Here is a 16,611-nt window from a genome sequence, read left to right as displayed (position 1 = left end):
GGTCTCCTCGTGCCGCGCTAGCGCGCGGACAGGTTGTCGGCGAGAAGCCGGATCAGAGGCTCGCGCCGGGTGCAGTCGGACAGGGCGAAGGAGTCGGCGAGCGCGATCAGCTCGTCGTCGTCCAGTCCGCGGAACAGATCGGCGTACTCGGGGAGGAGCGCCTGTGCGATCAGGATGTGCCGGATGAGGTCGTCGGTCTGGTAGCGGGCGCCCCACGGGTAAGGGTCCCAGCTGGGGAACTCGGTGTCGATCAGCCGGTGCAGCGGCGCGAGCTCGCCCGCCGTCTCCTCCATCGTCGAGCCCCACCGGTCGGCGCCGAGCCGCTTCTTCTTCGCCATGAACGGCCCGAACCGCTCCATGTACGACCCGCCAGCGCAGACCAGGCCCTGCAGGCCGACGTCCTTGTAGGTCCAGATGGACCAGCCGGCCTCGTACGCGTCGAAGATCTCTAGCTGGTCGCGCAGGATCTGGTAGCGCTGCTCGTCCACGGAGGGGTCACCGGTGTAGACGGGCCCGAACTCCCCGACCCAGATCGGCGTGCCGGTCTCCCGCTGGAAGGTGGTGCGGCGGGCGAAGGTGCGCTCCAGTTCGTCGCGGTCGCACCACTCGCCCCTGGTGAAGCCCGGGTAGGGGCCGCCGTGGGCGAACCCGGCCAGCGCGTAGTCGTGGCAGACGAAAACGGTGTTCTCGTAGACCTCGTGGAAGACCGAGAAGTCGGTGGAGTAGGTGTTGCCGTCGAGGAACAGCACGTGGGCGGGGTCCACCGCGCGCAGCGCCTTGACCAGACGGTCGTAGAAGGGCCCGACCACCCTGCCGCTGGGGTCGCCCGGCTCGTTGATCGGGTTGTAGCCGGCCACCCAAGGGTTGTCCTTGTAGTGGTCGGCCAGCGCCTCCCACAGGTGAACCGCGCGGTCCTGGAAGTGCCGGTGCTGCCAGAAGGAGGCGACGTGGGTGGGGTTGTCGGAGTGCCAGTGCTGGTTCTGCGCCCCCGGGAGCGCGTGCAGGTCGATGACGCTGTAGACGCCGCGCTCACCCAGCATCCCGATCATGCGATCGAGATGGCGGAAGCCGCGCTCGATGATCTCCATCGGCCGGTCGTCCGTCTCGAAGTGACGGTAGTTGACCGGGATCCGCACGCAGTTGACGCCCATGTCCCGCAGCAGGTCCGCGTCGGCCTCGGTGAAGAACGAGGTGAGGAAGCGCTCGAAGAACAGCTCGTAGCGTTCCTCGCCGAGCGCTTCCAGCACCGCCGCGCGCATGGAGGACTCGTTGGCCGCGTAGCCGGTGATGAAGTTCTCCATGTTGAGCCAGCCGCCCAGGCCGACCCCCCGCAGCCGGACCGTGCCGCCCGTCTCGTCTACCAGCCGGGATCCGGACACACGCAGCAGCGTCATCGATTCTCCTCAATCTCCGAAAATCCTCGAAACCGGCGGCGTGGCCGGAGGGCGACGGCCCCGCTTCTCCTCGGCTACCCGCTGCTGAAAAGTTTCGGCCAGTATCCGAATGTTTCGTGGTCCGGAGGATAAGTAAAGCTGAGGTTAAGCGTCAAGGGTGCTGTCGGCTTGATCACGACGATGAACCGTCTCATCAGGAGGAACCGGTTCAGGTATCCCGAAAGTTTCGGCTACGATCTGCTTCATGCCAGTGAAAAGGCGGGTGACCATCGCCCAGATAGCGGAGGAGGCCGGAGTCTCCGTTCCGACCGTGTCCAAGGTGATCAACGGCCGTCCCGAGGTGGCGCCGGAGACCCGTCAGCGAGTGGAGCGCCTCCTGCAGAAGCACGGCTACCAGCGCAGGACGGGACAGGGCGACGGCCCGGTCGGTTTACTGGACCTGGTGTTCGCCGAGATCGAGAGCCCGTGGGCCATGGAACTGGTGCGCGGGGCCGAGCAGGCGGCGCACGAGGCCGCCGCGAGCGTGGTGATATCCGTGCTGCACACGCATGCGGGCCCCGGCCGTGACTGGCTCGAGCGCATCGCGGCGCGGCGGACGGACGGTGTGATCATCGTCAGCTCCCGGCTCTCGGTGCGGCAGCAGGGCCAGCTCAGCGCCCGCTCGATCCCGTTCGTCGTCGTCGACCCCGAGGGCGAGCCGCCACCCGGCGTGGCGTCTGTCGGCGCGACCAACTGGCACGGCGGCCTGGCGGCCACGCGCCACCTCCTCGACCTCGGACACACCCGGATCGGCATGATCGGCGGCCCGCCCGACATGCTCTGCAGCCGGGCCAGGATCGACGGCTACCGCGCCGCGCTGGAGACCGCCGGGGTGTCCATCGACCCCGAGCTCATCCGGTACGGCGACTTCCTGGTCAACTCGGGCCACGACGCCGGTCACGCGCTGCTCTCGCTGGACAACCCCCCGACCGCCATCTTCGCCGGCAGCGACATGCAGGCGTTCGGCGTGTTCGAGGCGGCCAGGCAGCGGGGCCTGCGGGTGCCCGAGGACCTCAGCGTGGTCGGCTTCGACGACCTGCCGCTGTCCCGGTCCGCGTGGCCGCCGCTGACCACCGTGCGCCAGCCGCTGGAGGAGATGGCCGCGCTGGCCGCGCGCATGGTGCTGGCCATGGGCCGGGGCGAGAACACCGAGGCCCGCCGCGTCGAGCTGTCCACCGATCTGGTGATCCGGGAGAGCACCGCAAGTCCCCGGTGAAAGCCCGGCGGAACGATGAAACCGGGACCGGTCCCATGATCGTCCAAAATGGGAGCGCATGGACGAACGGGGGCGCGATGGCCGACGGACACGCTAAGGTTTCTGCGGATATCGCCGGGTTCGCGGGACGGGGCTGACGGTTGCGGAGTTGGGGTGGAGCGGCCGTCACGGCATTCGCCGCGGCACTCGTGCTCCTGGGAGGTTCCGGGTCGGCGGCCCTCGCGGCGCCGGCCCGCGACGAGGCCGGGACGGTGCGGACCACGGCTCATGGGGCGGTTGGGGCGCACGCGGCGGCCGCCTCGGCGCCGATGGTTCCCCGGGCGACCGGGGCGGCGGAGCCGTCCGTCGAGGAGCGGCCCTGCCCGGTCGCCGTGCCGTCCGGCACGACCTGCGGCTACCTCCTCGTCCCCGAGCGGCGCGACGTCCCCAACAGCAGGACCATCAAGGTCGGCTACGCGGTGCACCGCGCGCCGGAAGCCTCGGGTCAGCCGGCCGATCCGGTCGTCTACATGAGCGGCGGCCCGGGATCGGCCTCGCTCCAGCTCACCGGATTCCTCACGCAGATGCTCCCCGGCCGCGACGTGGTCGTCCTCGAACAGCGCGGCGGCCGTTACTCCGAGCCCAGGCTGAGCTGCCCCGAGATCGCCCGCGGGATCGTCGACACCCTGCGCGGACCCGGGCCGGGAGCGGCCGAGAACGTCCCACTCGCCCGGCAGGCGCTGGCCTGTCAGTCGCGCCTGGAGGCGGAGCAGGTCGACCTGCGCGGCTACCGGACCACCGAGATCGCGGCCGACGTCGTGGACCTGCGGGCCGCGCTCGGCTACCCGGGGTGGCACCTGTTCGGCGTCAGCTATTCCACCCGCCCGATGCTGCTGGCGGCGGCGCGCGACCCGGAGGGCACCCGGGGGGTCGTGCTGGACTCCCTGCTTCCCGCGCGCGCCCACTGGTACGACGAGGCGTCCGCCGCGCTCTCGGCGACGATGACCAAGCTGGGGATCGCCGCCAGGTTCGACGCCATGGTGAAAGCGCTCAACGCCCGCCCCGCGACGTACGAGACCCGGGACCCGCTCACCCGCGAGCGGCTGACCGTGCGGCTCAACGGGGACGACGTGGCGACGATCCTCGCCGAGGCGCTGCACGAGACCGACGTGATCCCGATCGTGCCGGCCCTCGTGGACGGGCTGGCCGCCGGGCGCACCGAACTGCTGCAGCCGCTGGTCGACGCGGCGGGCGACGGGCTGACCTCGCACGAGTGGGGGCTGTACTACGCCGTCCAGTGCCAGGACGAGGTGCCGGACAACACCTTCCCCGAGTCGCGGAGCCCCCGGCTGTTCACCGGGGTCGTCGACGCGGCGGTCTGCGACGCCTGGGGGCTGCCCGCCGCGCGGGCCGAGGCCGACGCGCTGACGCCCGGCGCGACCGCCACCCTCGCCTCCGCGGGAGGCGAGACGGGAGGCACGGCCACCGGGAGCACGGAAGGCATGGCCGCCGGGAGCACGGCCCCGCCGATCCTGGTCCTGGGCGGCGGGTACGACCCCACCACCCCGCCGGAGGCCGCGCGTGAGGCGGTGTCGGCCGTGCCGGGCGCGCGGTTCGCCGGGTTCGCCGGGACCGGGCACGCCGTGTTCCTGTCGAACGGCTGCGCACGCCGGACGATCGCCGCGTTCCTCGACGACCCGGCAGCGACGGCGCGCGCCTGCGACCCCGGCGCCGCGCCGCACGCGCTCGTGCGGCCGGGCGATCTCGCCCTCACCTCCTCGGTCTACCGGCTGCTCCGGTCGCCGATCCCGCTGGCGGTCCCCGCGGCCTTCCTGCTCGTGTCGGTCGTCCAGCTCCTCGCGGCGCTGGTCTCCCTGATCCGCAGGCGCGGCGGCGGGTTGAGCGCGCTCGCGGGCCTGGCGGGCGTCGCGCTGTGCGGGCTGTCGGCGCTCAGCCTCTCGGCCATGGAGGACTGGACCGCGCTGGCGATCGGGGTGCCGCACGCTCTGGCGTGGTACGGCCTGCTGGCCCTCGTCTCCACCGGGCTGTCGATCGTCGAGGCGTTCCGGCTGAACGCCGCCGCCGCCCGGATCGTCCCCGCCCTGACCGGTCTGGCACTCATCGCCTGGCTGTACGGCTGGCTGCTCGCCTGATCAAGCAGGCCTCAAGAGAAAGTTAAAAGGAAAGTTTCTTATTAGAGAGCATTGACGGGGCAGCTCACACCGGCTTACCTTCCGATCAACCCCCTGGGGGCGGGGTGTGGAACGTCGGCACTTCGCCTGTCGGAGGTGTGGCTGTGCGCCTTTCCCTGTTCTCCCGGACCGCACTCGCGGTCTGCCTCATGCTCGCCGCCGGGGCCGTGGTGCTCGGCGGCGGCACCGCCGGGGCCGCCGCCGGCGACGAGGCGTGCCGGCCCGACGGGCTCTACCGGACGCCCGGGGTGGACGTCCCCTACTGCCTCGCCTACGACGAGAACGGCCGGGAGAAGATGGGCGCCGGCCATCCGCGCCGCATCATCGGCTACTTCACCGGCTGGCGCGACGGATCCAACGGGCAGACCCGCTACCTCGTCACGGACATCCCGTGGGGCAAGGTCACCCACATCAACTACGCGTTCGCCCACGTGGGGGCGGACAACAAGATCTCCGTCGGGTCCGGCACGCCGAAGAACCCCGCCGTCGGGATGACCTGGCCGGGCGTGACCGGCGCGGAGATGGACCCCGCCTACTCCTTCAAGGGCCACTTCAACCTCCTCGCCAAGTTCAAGAAGCAGCACCCGGACACCAAGACGCTGATCAGCGTGGGCGGCTGGGCCGAGACCGGCGGCTACTTCGACGACGCGGGGAACCGGCAGGCGAGCGGCGGCTTCTACACGATGACGTCGACCCAGGCGGGCATCGACACGTTCGCGGACTCCGTCGTGTCGTTCCTGCGCACGTACGGCTTCAACGGCGTGGACGTCGACTACGAGTACCCCACCTCGATGAAGGACGCGGGCAACCCGCTGGACTGGCCGACCGCCAACGCCAGGCGCGCCACTCTCATGAAGGGCTACGCCGCGCTGATGAAGACGCTGCGGGAGAGGCTGGACGCCGCCTCCGCCGCCGACGGCAGGTACTACATGCTGACGGTCGCCGCGCCGTCCAGCGGCTACCTGCTGCGCGGCATGGAGACCTACCAGGTCACGCAGTACCTCGACTACGTGAACATCATGTCCTACGACCTGCACGGCGCCTGGAACAAGTACGTCGGCCCCAACGCCTCGCTGTTCGACGACGGCAGGGACGCCGAGCTCGCCGCCGCCGGCGTGTACGGTACGGCGCAGTACGGCGGCATCGGCTACCTGAACACCGACTGGGCCTACCACTACTTCCGCGGCGCCCTGCCGCCGGGACGCGTCAACATCGGCCTGCCGTACTACACCCGGGGCTTCAGGAACGTGCAGGGCGGCACGAACGGCCTGTGGGGCACGGCCCCCTCGTCCACCTGCCCGGCCGGGGCCGGCCTGACGAGCTGCGGCGACGGCGCGGTCGGCATCGACAACCTGTGGCACGACCTCGACACGGCCGGCAACGAGTCGCCCGCGGGGTCCAACCCGATGTGGCACGCCAAGAACCTGGAGAAGGGCGTCCTCGGCGACTACCTGGCCTCCTACGGCGTCACCGACACGTCGCTGACCGGCTCCTACACGCGTCACTACGACTCCACCCTGGTCGCGCCGTGGCTCTGGAACCCCGCCAAGAAGGTGTTCCTGTCGACGGAGGACGAGCAGTCGGTGGGGGCCAAGGCCGACTACGTGGTCTCCAGGGGCCTCGGCGGCACGATGGTCTGGGAGCTGGCGGGCGACTACGGCTGGAACGCCGCCAAGGGCCAGTACGAGCCGGGGTCCACGCTGACCACGCTGATGTACGACACGTTCAGGACCGCCGCGCCGTACGGGAACGTGCGGGCGACCACCCCGATCCCGGCACAGAAGCTGGACATCTCGGTGGAGTTCCGCGACTTCGCCCTGGGCGACAACAACTACCCGATCAACCCCAAGATCCACATCACCAACAACTCGGGCGTGACGCTGCCGGGCGGGACGGAGTTCCAGTTCGACTACGCCACCTCGGCGCCGGGCAACGCGGCCGACCAGTCGGGCTTCGGCTCGACGATCGTCCGCAGGGACCACACCGCGCAGAACAACGTCGGTGGCCTGAAGGGCGACTACAACCGGGTGTCGCTGAAGCTGCCGAGCTGGCAGACCCTCGCGCCGGGCGCCTCGGTGGACGTCGCCTTCGTCTACTACCTGCCCACCTCCACCCCCGCCAACTGGACGGTCTCCTTCGACGGCACGACGTACGGGATCACCCAGGACCTGGCCAGGGGCGGCGTGACGGCCTCCCCCTCCGTGTCTCCCCCGGTGTCCCCCTCGGTGTCACCGTCCGTGTCCCCCTCGGCGTCCCCCTCGGCGTCCCCCTCGGCCGGCGCGTGCACGGCCCCCGCGTGGTCGTCCACGACCGTCTACACGGGCGGCCTCGTCTCGTACGCCGGTCACACCTGGAAGGCGCAGTGGTGGACCCTGGGCGAGACGCCGGGCGCCGCGCAGGTGTGGCTGGACCAGGGACCCTGCGCGTCAGCGTCCCCTTCGGCCTCTCCGTCCGCGTCCCCCAGCCCCTCGCCGTCTGCCTCGCCGTCTGTTTCGCCTTCGGCCTCGCCGTCTGTTTCGCCTTCGGCCTCGCCGTCCGTGTCGCCATCGGCCTCGCCCTCGGCGAGCCCGGGTCACCCGGCCTGGACGGCCGGCACGGCGTACGCGGCGGGCGCCCGGGTGACCTACGGCGGCGCGGTCTACCAGTGCCGGCAGTCGCACACCGCGCTGGCGGGCTGGGAGCCGCCGAACGTCCCCGCCCTCTGGACCAGGATCTGACCTTCGCCCGTGCCCGCACGTCCGGCGGCGGCTTCCGCCCGGACGTGCGGCCAAGCCTCCGGGCCGTGCCGGACCGGTGACACCGGCACGGCCCGGAGCCGATGCCCGGCGATCTCCAGCCCATCACCGGGCTGGAGACCGCCGGGCGTCACACCGTCCGGTGTCCTTTCTCACGCCCCCGTGCTTCGGGCACGGCGGGCCACGTGCCGGGTGACCAGCAGCATCCCCCCGACCGAGGCCAGCATGCCGGCGACGATGACCGGCACGACGGCCCCGAACCCGGAGGCGCCGGCGACGAGACCGAACAGCGGGGGGCCGAGGAGCGCGCCCACGCTGCCCATCTGGGCCACCATCCCGGTGCCCACGTCGGCGTGGTCGAGGCGCTCCAGCACCAGGGGAAGGGCGGCGAAGGCGAGGGCTCCCAGCAAGCCGTTCTCCAGGGAGACGACCCCCGCGCCGGCCGCCGCGACGGCCAGCGGCCCGTCGGCGACGTAGGTCAGCCAGGCGGCCGGCACGACCAGCAGCCCCGACGCGGCGAGCGCGGCGAGCGGCACGCCCCGCCGGAGCAGGACTCCCACGGACAGCCCGCCGAGAACGCCGGCGAACGAGATGGCGGAGGTCAGGGCCCCGGCGGCGCCGGCCGAGCTCGCGTGCCTGTCGATCAGCAGCGTGGGCAGCAGCACGACCACCGGCATCGTCACCAGCACCATCAGGCAGAAGGAGACGGTGAGGAGCGCGGGCCACGCCAGCGCCCGCGCGCCGGGCACGGGCCCGGCGACCGCGCCGGAAGCGGACGGCCGCGGCAGCCGCACCCGGACGGCCACCGTCGTCAGCAGCGTCAGCCCCGCGATCAGCAGCACCCAGCCGCGCCAGCCGAGGGCCTCCCCGGCGGCGCCGCCGGCGAGCGTGCTCACTCCGATGCCGACGGGGACGAACGTCGCCCAGACGGACAGGGCGAGCCCCCGGTCCCGTTCCTCGGCGAGTTGGAGGATCAGTGCCGGGCAGGCGATGGAGACCACGAGATAGCCGGCGCCCTCGGCGACGCGGGCGGCCAGCAACCAGGCGAAGCTCCCCGCCGCCGCGCTCAGCGCGCTCGCCGCCGCCATCAGCGCCAGGGCGGCGACCAGCGCCCTGCCCGCGCCGGACCGGCGGACCAGATATCCGGCGGGCAGACCGGCGACGGCCCCCACCCCGACCACCGCCGAGATCACCCAGCCCAGTTGCGACAGCGACAGCCCGAGCTGATCGGCCATCGACGGCCCGACCGAGGAGAACTTGCCGTAGCTCATCGCCGCCACGACGCCGGCGAAGTAGATGACGAGGATCGTCAGCCACGGCGAGCGCCGCACCGGCGCCGCGTTCCGCTCGGATCCGCCTACCGTCGGCTGGGGGGTCATGGCTCTCCTTCGTGGCGGTCGTTACAGCGGGCGTACGGTCCCAAATGGCGAATCCGGCTTGTTGTTCACTCAATCAGGAGAAGGCGTACGCCGCCCGGCACATCACCGAAGCCGATCACCACGGCACCGTCCGCAGCCGTCGGGGGTCCACCGTGGGCGTGGGGAGGTTCCGATCAGTGGGACCATGGCTGGGTCTGCGCCCGGTGAAAAGGCTGGGCCTGCTCCCGGTGAAAAGGAAGGCAAGGCAGGTGGACCAGGTCGCCCGGATGTGCAACGACGCCCCGGCCCCGCGCGTCGGTCGGCGAACGACCGGACAGACCGCCCCGCCCCCGGCGGCGGTGCGCGCCGTCGTGCCGCGTAACCGTCTGCGGCTGCTCGCCGCGCCGCTGCTGGCCCTGCTCGCGGTGCTGCTGGTCGCGACGCCCGCACGGGCCCACGACGTGCTCGTCGCCAGCGACCCCAAGGACGGCGCGGTTCTCGGCGCGATGCCCGCCGCCGTGACGCTCACCTTCAACCAGGTCGTACGCCGGGACTACGCGAGGATCGCCGTCACCGGCCCGGACGGCGCCCACTACGAGCAGGGCGAGGTCAGGGTGGACGGCCCGCGTGTGTCCATCGGCGTACGGACGGGCACCCCCGCGGGGACCTACGCGATCGGCTACCGCATCGTGTCGAATGACGGTCACCCGGTCACCAGCACCGTGAAGTTCAGCGTGACCGGTGCGGGCGCGGCCCCCGGGACGGCCGCCCAGCCGACGGATCCGCCGGCGGCCGGGGCGGCGGGCTCCGGTGCGGCGACCGGTCAGGGCGGCGGAAGCTGGGTCTGGGGACTGCTGGCCGTCACCGCCGCGTTGCTGGCGCTGTGCGCCCGCGTGCTCGTGAAGCACGACCGTCGGATGCGCGAGGGGATGGTCCCGGCTCCCCCGGCAGCGGACACAGCGGCGGGCACGGCGGCGGGCACGGCGGCGGACACAGCAGCGGACACGGCGGCGGGGCCGGCGCGGGCGGCCTCTCCGGCCGGTACGACGGGCGGCCCTCAGACAAGCGACACGAAGACAAGCGACACGAAGACAAGCGGCTCGGCGACGGGCGGCACGGCATGACCGCGACCTCGGAGCGCCGCGTCCCGGCGCGCCGGTCCGGGCCCGGAGCGGAGCGGGCCCGCGCCCGGGTCCCGGCGGCCGGGCTGACCGCCGGCGGCGTCCTCGCGGTCGTGATCGCGACCTGGCTCACGGTGCCCGGGGCGGTGCCGGGGCTCCCCATGCCGGGCACGATCGTGCAGTACGGCCTGCCCGTCGTCCGCCTCGTGCTCGACCTCGCCGCCACCGCGACCGTCGGGCTCAGCCTGCTCCCCAAGCTCCTCGGCTTCGACGACCCTGACAGGACCGAGCCGGTCGCCGCCAGGGCCCGGCACTGGGCCGTGCTGTTCTCGCTGGTCTGGTGCGCGGCGGCGCTGACATCGGCCGTCCTCAGCGCGGCCGAGATCACTCCGGGCGGCGTTCCCGACGTGGCCGCCTACGTCGACGGCATCGGCGCGGGGCAGGGCATGATCGTGAGCGCGTCGTGCGCCCTGGCCAGCGCCGCCGTGGGGATGCTCGCGGTGCGGTTCGGCGAGAAGGTTCCGGCCGAGTTGCGGGTGCTCGTCGCGGGGTTCGGGCTGCTGCCGCTTCCGGTCACCGGGCACGCCTCGAACTGGTACTGGCACGACCTCAGCATGGTCTCGATGGAGTTGCACGTCATCGGCGCCTGCGCCTGGGTGGGCGGCCTCGTCGCGCTCGCCGTCCTGCTGCCGCGCCATCGCGATCTGCTCGCCCGCACGCTGCCCCGGTTCTCCCGGCTGGCGACGTACGCGCTGATCGTCGTGGGGCTGTCCGGGCTCTTCAACGGCCTGGTGGAGCTTCTGCTCACACCCGGTGAGAGCTTCCCCGCGTCGCTGGTCACCACCGGCTACGGCCGGCTCGTGGTCGCCAAGACGGTGTTCACCGCGGTGATCGCGCTGCTGGGGGCCAACATCCGCTGGCGGCTGCTGCCCGCGGTCACGCGTCAGGCCCCGGCGGCGTTCGCCGCCTGGGCGGCCCTGGAGCTGACCGTGATGGGCCTCGCGTACGGCGTCGCGGTCGCACTGACCAAGGCCCCGGTGGCCTGACCCACGGCCCTGCCCGGGCACCGGGCACCGGGCACCGGGCACCGGGCACCGGGCACCGAGACAATGGCATCGACACCGAGACGCCGAAGGGGCCGCACCCGCGAGGGAGCGGCCCCTTGACATCAGAGTCGGCAGAACCCGCAGGTGCGGGCGGCGGCCGTCAGGCCGTGGGCTCGGACACGGCGGCGGGCGCGGGCGCCGCCTCCGACGCCGCCTTCGACGCGGCATCGAGCGGCGTGTCCGGCTCGGCCGCTATCTGGCTGTCCCCGGCCCGCCTCTCCTGAGCGATCCTGTCCTCCGCCGCGGCGGCCGTCAGGCCCTGGCGGCCGGCGAACCACTCCACCGCGGACCACACGACGGCCAGCGCGACGAGCGCCACCGGCCAGAACTCCGGCGCGTACGGCGGAGCTTCCAGCACCCGGTCCTGCGCCAGCAGCCCGCCGTACACGCCCGCGGTGGCGAGCACCGCGCCCGCGAGCGGCCGCAGCAGCCTGACCGGAACCAGGAAGGCCAGGTCGACGCAGAGGCCCGCGAGCAGGAAGAAGAACGGGATGGTCGACGGCGGGAACCCGCCGCCGACGAGCAGCGGCCAGATCAGGCAGCGGTAGGCCACGTACGACGCGGCGACGGCGGTGGCGGTGAAGCGCCGGCCGATCATGACGCGGGCGAAGACCAGGATCCCGATGCCCACCACGCCCGCGTACACCGCGTAGACGACGTCCGGCACCGGCAGCGAGAACTTCAGGACCATGGCGCGGTCCACGGCCTGCCCCATCTGCTCGGCCGCGAAGTTGAGCAGCGTCGGCTCGGCGTACGGCTGCCCCCGGTCCCAGGAGGCCAGCTCCAGCACGCCGTACTCCTGCTGCAGCTCGGGGAAGTGCGCGTTCTCCAGGAAGAACGCGAACAGGCCGCCCAGCACCAGCGCGCGCCGCCTGCCGGAGATCTCCGCGTAGCGGCCCGAGCCGATGTACCAGCCGCGGATCACGCCGGCGAGCATCAGCGCGGTGCCGATGTACAGCAGCGCGTGCGACGGGCTCCAGGCGGTGATGTCGATGCCGTTGACCCGGTGGTTGATCAGGTCGAGCGGGATCGCGATGAGGAAGACCCCGCTGCCCCACACGATCAGGCGGGAGGCCGTGCGGTCCACCCCGTAGCCGGTGTACCAGTGGACGATGGTGAGCGCCACGGCGATCACCGTGCCGGCCGTGTTGAGCAGGTGCGGCGGGGCCAGGTCGTCGCGCAGCCACTTGAAGTGCCACGACACGTCCCAGCTCGACCCGAGCACCTTGAGGACGAACGCCGCGAGCCAGCCCAGGTAGAGCACCCGGAAGAGGTCCTCCGGCGTCCGCCTGCCCGCCTCCCCTCTCGTCCAGTAGGGAAGGGCCCACTCGATCACGCGAGCGGGGACTTGCTTGAGCGGCGTTCCATTCACGCGCGAAATGATGCCGCTCCCCATGGTGGGGCGCAATCAGGGATTACCCCGATCCATCATCACGATTCGTACCTCCGATCAGGCGCGGACGGCGAGGCACGGTCATCCACAGGCGCGGCGAGCTCCTCAGCTGTCTCTCAGGAGTGACGAGTAGCATCTCGACATGGCTTTCCCGGGTGGGCGGCGTGCCCTCGCGATCGTGGTCTCGCTGGTCATCCTGATGGCCGCAGGCGTGACGTGGGCTCTGTGGCCCTCCGACCCCGTGGTGAAGGGTCGTGACCTGGTCATCCCCGTCATGGACGGACCGGCGGACGACCAGCGCGTCGACCTCGACGCCACCTTCTATCCCCCCGCCTCCGGCGGCAGGGCTCCTGCGGTGCTGCTCGCCCACGGCTTCGGCGGCAGCAAGGAGAGCGTGCGCGAGCAGGCGGGACGGCTCGCGGGGCAGGGCTACGCCGTGCTCACCTGGTCGGCGCGCGGGTTCGGCCGCTCGACCGGGGAGATCGCGCTCAACTCCCCCGACTACGAGGTCAAGGACGTGCGGGGGCTGATCGACTGGCTGGCCGGGCGGCCCGAGGTGCGCCTCGACGCCCCGGGCGACCCGCGCGTCGGGATCGCCGGCGGCTCCTACGGCGGCGCGATCGCGCTGATGACCGCGGCCTACGACAGCCGGGTCGACGCGATCGTCCCTCAGATCACCTGGTACGACCTCGCCGACGCGCTCTTCCCCGACGCCTCGGGCAAGGGGCCGGTGAACGGCGTGTTCAAGAAGATGTGGGCCGGCATCTTCTTCACCTCCGCCGCCGACCGGCTGGCCCCGGGCGGCGGCTCCGGCGCGGGCGGTCTCGCCGGCCTCGCCGGCGCGGCCGCGCAGCCGCCCGGCGGATCCGGGGGCCGGGAGGCCGGGCAGGGGGCCGGACAGGCAGGCCCGGCGACGCCCGGGCCCGACCAGGTGCGGTGCGGGCGGTTCCTGCCGCAGATCTGCGAGATGTACCAGAAGGTGGCCGAGACCGGCCGGGCCACCCAGGAGGCGGTCGACCTCCTTCGGCGGTCGAGCCCGGTCTCGGTGCCCGGCAGGATCAAGGTTCCGACGCTGCTGCTCCAGGGCCAGCGTGACTCGCTGTTCCCGCTCGCGCACGCCGACGCCAACGCCCGCGCCATCGCCGCCACCGGCGCTCCGGTCGAGGTCGCCTGGTTCAACGGCGGCCACGACGGCGGCGACGGCGAGGCCGACTGGCTGTCCGGCCGTACGACCGGCTGGTTCGACCGCTACCTCAAGGGGACGGGCTCCCCGACGGGCGACGGTGGCTCCGCGGCGTTCACCGTGACCAGGGACGGCGGGCGCGACCCGGGCACGCGCCGGCCCGTGCTCCTGCACGCGACCGGGGACCGCTACCCGGGCCTGACGGGCGGGGAGCGGACGACCGTCGCCCTCGACGGCCCCCAGCAGCCGATCGCCAACCCGGCGGGCGGGTCGCCCGCGTCGATCTCGGCGGTCCCCGGCCTCGGCGGGCTGCTCGGCGGCACCGGCGGCGGATCGATCGCGCTGGACATGCCCGGCCAGGCGGCCGTCTTCGAGTCCGCCCCGCTGGCCAAACCCACGCAGGTCACCGGCAGCCCGACCGTCACGATCAGGGTGTACGGCACGGGCGAGGCCACGCTGTTCGCCAAGCTCTACGACGTCTCCGGGGGGTCGCTGCCGGTGCTCCCGTCGAGCCTGGTCGCGCCGCTGCGGGTCACCGCGAGCGAGGCGGGCACGCCGGTCACCGTGACGCTTCCGGCCATCGACCGGCGTTTCGACGCCGGGCACAGGATGCGGCTGGTGGTGTCCACCACCGACCTCGGGTACGCGACGCCCGCCGCCCCCGCGGTATACCGGGTCGCGCTCGACGCCCCCGCCCTGGAGCTGCCCGGGGACGCTGCGCTGCGGACGCCCGCCACCGGCCCCGCGTGGTGGACGTGGGCCCTGCCGCTCGCCGCGATCGTGGTCGCCGCCGTGCTCCTGCTGACCGGCAGGGCCAGGCGCGGCACGCACGCGGGCGACGCCCCTGACGCCGAGTCGGCCGGGGTGCCCTTGGTGATCAGCGGGCTGGGCAAGCGCTACCGCAACGGCGAGAAGGCGGTCGACGACCTGTCGTTCCGGGTGGAGAAGGGCCAGGTGCTCGGCCTGCTCGGGCCGAACGGCGCGGGCAAGACCACCACGATGCGCATGCTCATGGGCCTCATCCACCCCGACGAGGGCGAGATCCGGATCTTCGGCCACCGCGTTCGCCCGGGCGCTCCGGTGCTGTCGCGACTGGGCTCGTTCGTCGAGGGGCCCGGCTTCCTGCCGCACCTGTCCGGGCGGGCCAACCTGGAGCTGTACTGGCAGGCCACGGGACGGCCGCCGCAGGACGCCCACATGGAGGAGGCGCTGGAGATCGCCGGGCTCGGCGCGGCCCTGGAGCGCGCGGTGCGCACCTACTCCCAGGGCATGCGCCAGCGCCTGGCCATCGCGCAGGCCATGCTCGGCCTCCCCGACCTGCTCGTGCTGGACGAGCCGACGAACGGCCTCGACCCGCCGCAGATCGCCGAGATGCGCCGGGTGCTCAGGGCGTACGCCGAGCGGGGGCGCACCGTCATCGTCTCCAGCCACCTGCTCGCCGAGGTCGAGCAGACCTGCAGCCACGTCGTCGTCATGCACCGCGGGCGGCTGGTGTCGGCCGGGCCGGTCGGCGACCTGCTCGGCACCGCGGCGGCCGTCAACGGCGGCGGGCCACGCCTGGAGGACGTGTTCCTCGACCTGATCGGAGAGAGCCGTTGAGCCCGAATCGACCGGCCACGGACCTGACCGGAGACGTCCCCGCCGACGGACGCGCCGCGCCGGTCGCCCAGGACGGACCGGACACGCGCGGGGGCGACGCGGGGGGCCGGGCGCCCGGTTACGCGCCGGGGCGCACGCTGCCGCTCCGCGTGGAGTTCGTGCGGCAGTTGCGGCGGCGCCGGACCATGGGGATGTTCGGCGTGCTGCTCGCCCTGCCGTGGGTCCTGGTGGTGGCGTTCCAGTTCGGGCCGGCCGGGCGGGGCCAGAGCAGCCTGCGGCTGTCGGACCTCGCCACGGCGGGCGGGCTCAACTTCGCGGCCTTCGCCCTGTCGGTGTCGGCCAACTTCCTGCTGGTCGTCGCCGTGGCCCTGTTCTGCGGCGACACGGTGGCGAGCGAGGCGAACTGGTCGTCGCTGCGCTACCTGCTCGCGGCGCCGGTGCCCCGCGACCGGCTGCTGCGCCAGAAGCTGGTGGTGGCGCTGACGTACTCGGCCGCCGCGGTGACTGTGCTCCCGCTGATGGCCCTGCTCGCCGGCACGCTGGCCTTCGGGTGGAACGACATCACCGTGCCGGGGACCGGCGAGGTGATCCCCGCCGCCGACGTGCTGCCCAAGTTTGCCGTCGTGATCGGGTACGCCCTGGTCAGCCAGCTGGTGGTGGCCTCGGTCGCCTTCCTGCTGTCGGTGGGCACCGACTCCCCGCTCGGCGCGGTCGGCGGGGCGGTCGGCCTGGTGATCGTCAGCACCATCCTGCAGGCGGTCGAGGCGCTGGGCTCGCTGCGCGAGTTCCTGCCCACCTTCTGGAACACCGCGTGGCTCGACGCGCTCGCGCCCGAGCCCGACTACAGCGGCATGGTGAAGGGCGTGGCGGTCTCCGTGACCTACTCGGTGATCCTCGTCGCCCTGGCGTTCCGCCGCTTCCGGCGCCGGGACGTCGTGTCCTGACGGGACTCCGCGCGTCCCCGGGCATTCCAGCTAGCAGGAAGGCCCGGGGACGGCTGGCGGTGGGACGGGAATGGAGGCTGCCAGCGCAGACAGGACGGCGCCGGCAGGAAAGGGTGGTATCGAAGCCGCCCGGGACATCCGGGCCGACGTCCCTCACGCCCGGCGTGGTGGTCCTCGATCACAGCCGTACGGCCCCGCCGGACGTTCGAGAACGCGACAGCACCACGACCGCAGCCGGAGGTGACCAGGTGCCGAGGATACTCCCGGACCCGACCGCTCCCTGGCCTGGCCGGGCGCCTTCTCCGAAGGCCCTCGCGCCACCTCGCGGGCGCCGCACGCCGCCTCACGGCCG

10 protein-coding genes are annotated in these 16,611 nt (G+C 72.8%); 7 read left to right on the top strand and 3 right to left on the bottom strand.

Annotation, left to right across the window (positions count from 1 at the left end):
• Positions 1-17: 17 nt before the first annotated feature.
• Positions 18-1,394, bottom strand: coding sequence for a glycoside hydrolase family 5 protein (locus HHX30_RS05425; RefSeq protein WP_169980062.1), 1,377 nt, complete (start codon positions 1,392-1,394; stop codon positions 18-20).
• A 244-nt stretch (positions 1,395-1,638) separates the two neighbouring features.
• On the opposite strand from HHX30_RS05425, the gene HHX30_RS05420 reads away from it, so the two are divergent.
• From HHX30_RS05420 to HHX30_RS05410, 3 genes are all read left to right on the top strand, one after another.
• Positions 1,639-2,649, top strand: coding sequence for a LacI family DNA-binding transcriptional regulator (locus tag HHX30_RS05420; protein ID WP_169980060.1), 1,011 nt, complete (start codon positions 1,639-1,641; stop codon positions 2,647-2,649).
• Between the two features lie 188 nt (positions 2,650-2,837).
• Positions 2,838-4,781, top strand: coding sequence for an alpha/beta fold hydrolase (locus HHX30_RS05415; RefSeq protein ID WP_169980058.1), 1,944 nt, complete (start codon positions 2,838-2,840; stop codon positions 4,779-4,781).
• Positions 4,782-4,924: 143 nt separating this feature from the next.
• Positions 4,925-7,537, top strand: coding sequence for a chitinase C-terminal domain-containing protein (locus HHX30_RS05410; protein ID WP_311922110.1), 2,613 nt, complete (start codon positions 4,925-4,927; stop codon positions 7,535-7,537).
• 170 nt (positions 7,538-7,707) lie between these two features.
• On the opposite strand, the gene HHX30_RS05405 is transcribed toward HHX30_RS05410, so the two are convergent.
• Positions 7,708-8,934 (bottom strand): MFS transporter, encoded by a 1,227-nt coding sequence (locus tag HHX30_RS05405; protein WP_169980056.1) that lies wholly within the window; start codon positions 8,932-8,934, stop codon positions 7,708-7,710.
• A 248-nt stretch (positions 8,935-9,182) separates the two neighbouring features.
• Between HHX30_RS05405 and HHX30_RS42510 the strand changes: the two genes are divergently transcribed.
• Together HHX30_RS42510 and HHX30_RS05395 are read left to right on the top strand one after the other, a co-directional pair.
• Positions 9,183-10,037: a copper resistance protein CopC gene (locus tag HHX30_RS42510; RefSeq protein WP_311922108.1), complete on the top strand. Its 855-nt coding sequence runs from the start codon at positions 9,183-9,185 to the stop codon at positions 10,035-10,037.
• Complete coding sequence (locus HHX30_RS05395; RefSeq protein ID WP_169980054.1) at positions 10,034-11,080, top strand: copper resistance D family protein; 1,047 nt, start codon at positions 10,034-10,036, stop codon at positions 11,078-11,080. Before HHX30_RS42510 ends, HHX30_RS05395 begins: the two co-directional genes overlap by 4 nt.
• A gap of 160 nt (positions 11,081-11,240) precedes the next feature.
• Here the strand turns inward: HHX30_RS05395 and HHX30_RS05390 are convergent, their stop codons facing one another.
• Positions 11,241-12,512 carry a hypothetical protein gene (locus tag HHX30_RS05390; protein WP_211591623.1) on the bottom strand — a complete coding sequence of 424 codons (1,272 nt, stop codon included), beginning with the start codon at positions 12,510-12,512 and terminating at the stop codon, positions 11,241-11,243.
• 163 nt (positions 12,513-12,675) lie between these two features.
• Here HHX30_RS05390 and HHX30_RS05385 point away from each other — a divergent pair, with 163 nt between their 5' ends.
• Positions 12,676-15,315 carry an alpha/beta fold hydrolase gene (locus tag HHX30_RS05385; RefSeq protein ID WP_169980051.1) on the top strand — a complete coding sequence of 880 codons (2,640 nt, stop codon included), beginning with the start codon at positions 12,676-12,678 and terminating at the stop codon, positions 15,313-15,315.
• Entirely contained in the window at positions 15,312-16,259 is a 948-nt protein-coding gene (locus HHX30_RS05380; RefSeq protein ID WP_311922107.1) for an ABC transporter permease, read from the top strand. Before HHX30_RS05385 ends, HHX30_RS05380 begins: the two co-directional genes overlap by 4 nt.
• Positions 16,260-16,611: the final 352 nt, after the last annotated feature.

Source organism: Microbispora sp. H10836, from assembly GCF_012999525.1.
GTDB lineage: Bacteria > Actinomycetota > Actinomycetes > Streptosporangiales > Streptosporangiaceae > Microbispora.
Note: the sequence above shows the minus strand (reverse complement) of the source record. Positions and strands in the feature narration are given on the sequence as shown.

Bases quoted from the DNA above. Each gene is read 5' to 3' on its own strand.
- HHX30_RS05425 (WP_169980062.1), bottom strand. From the start codon at position 1,394: ATGACGCTGCTGCGTGTGTCCGGATCCCGGCTGGTAGACGAGACGGGC.
- HHX30_RS05420 (WP_169980060.1), top strand. From the start codon at position 1,639: ATGCCAGTGAAAAGGCGGGTGACCATCGCCCAGATAGCGGAGGAGGCC.
- HHX30_RS05405 (WP_169980056.1), bottom strand. From the start codon at position 8,934: ATGACCCCCCAGCCGACGGTAGGCGGATCCGAGCGGAACGCGGCGCCG.
- HHX30_RS05395 (WP_169980054.1), top strand. From the start codon at position 10,034: ATGACCGCGACCTCGGAGCGCCGCGTCCCGGCGCGCCGGTCCGGGCCC.
- HHX30_RS05385 (WP_169980051.1), top strand. From the start codon at position 12,676: ATGGCTTTCCCGGGTGGGCGGCGTGCCCTCGCGATCGTGGTCTCGCTG.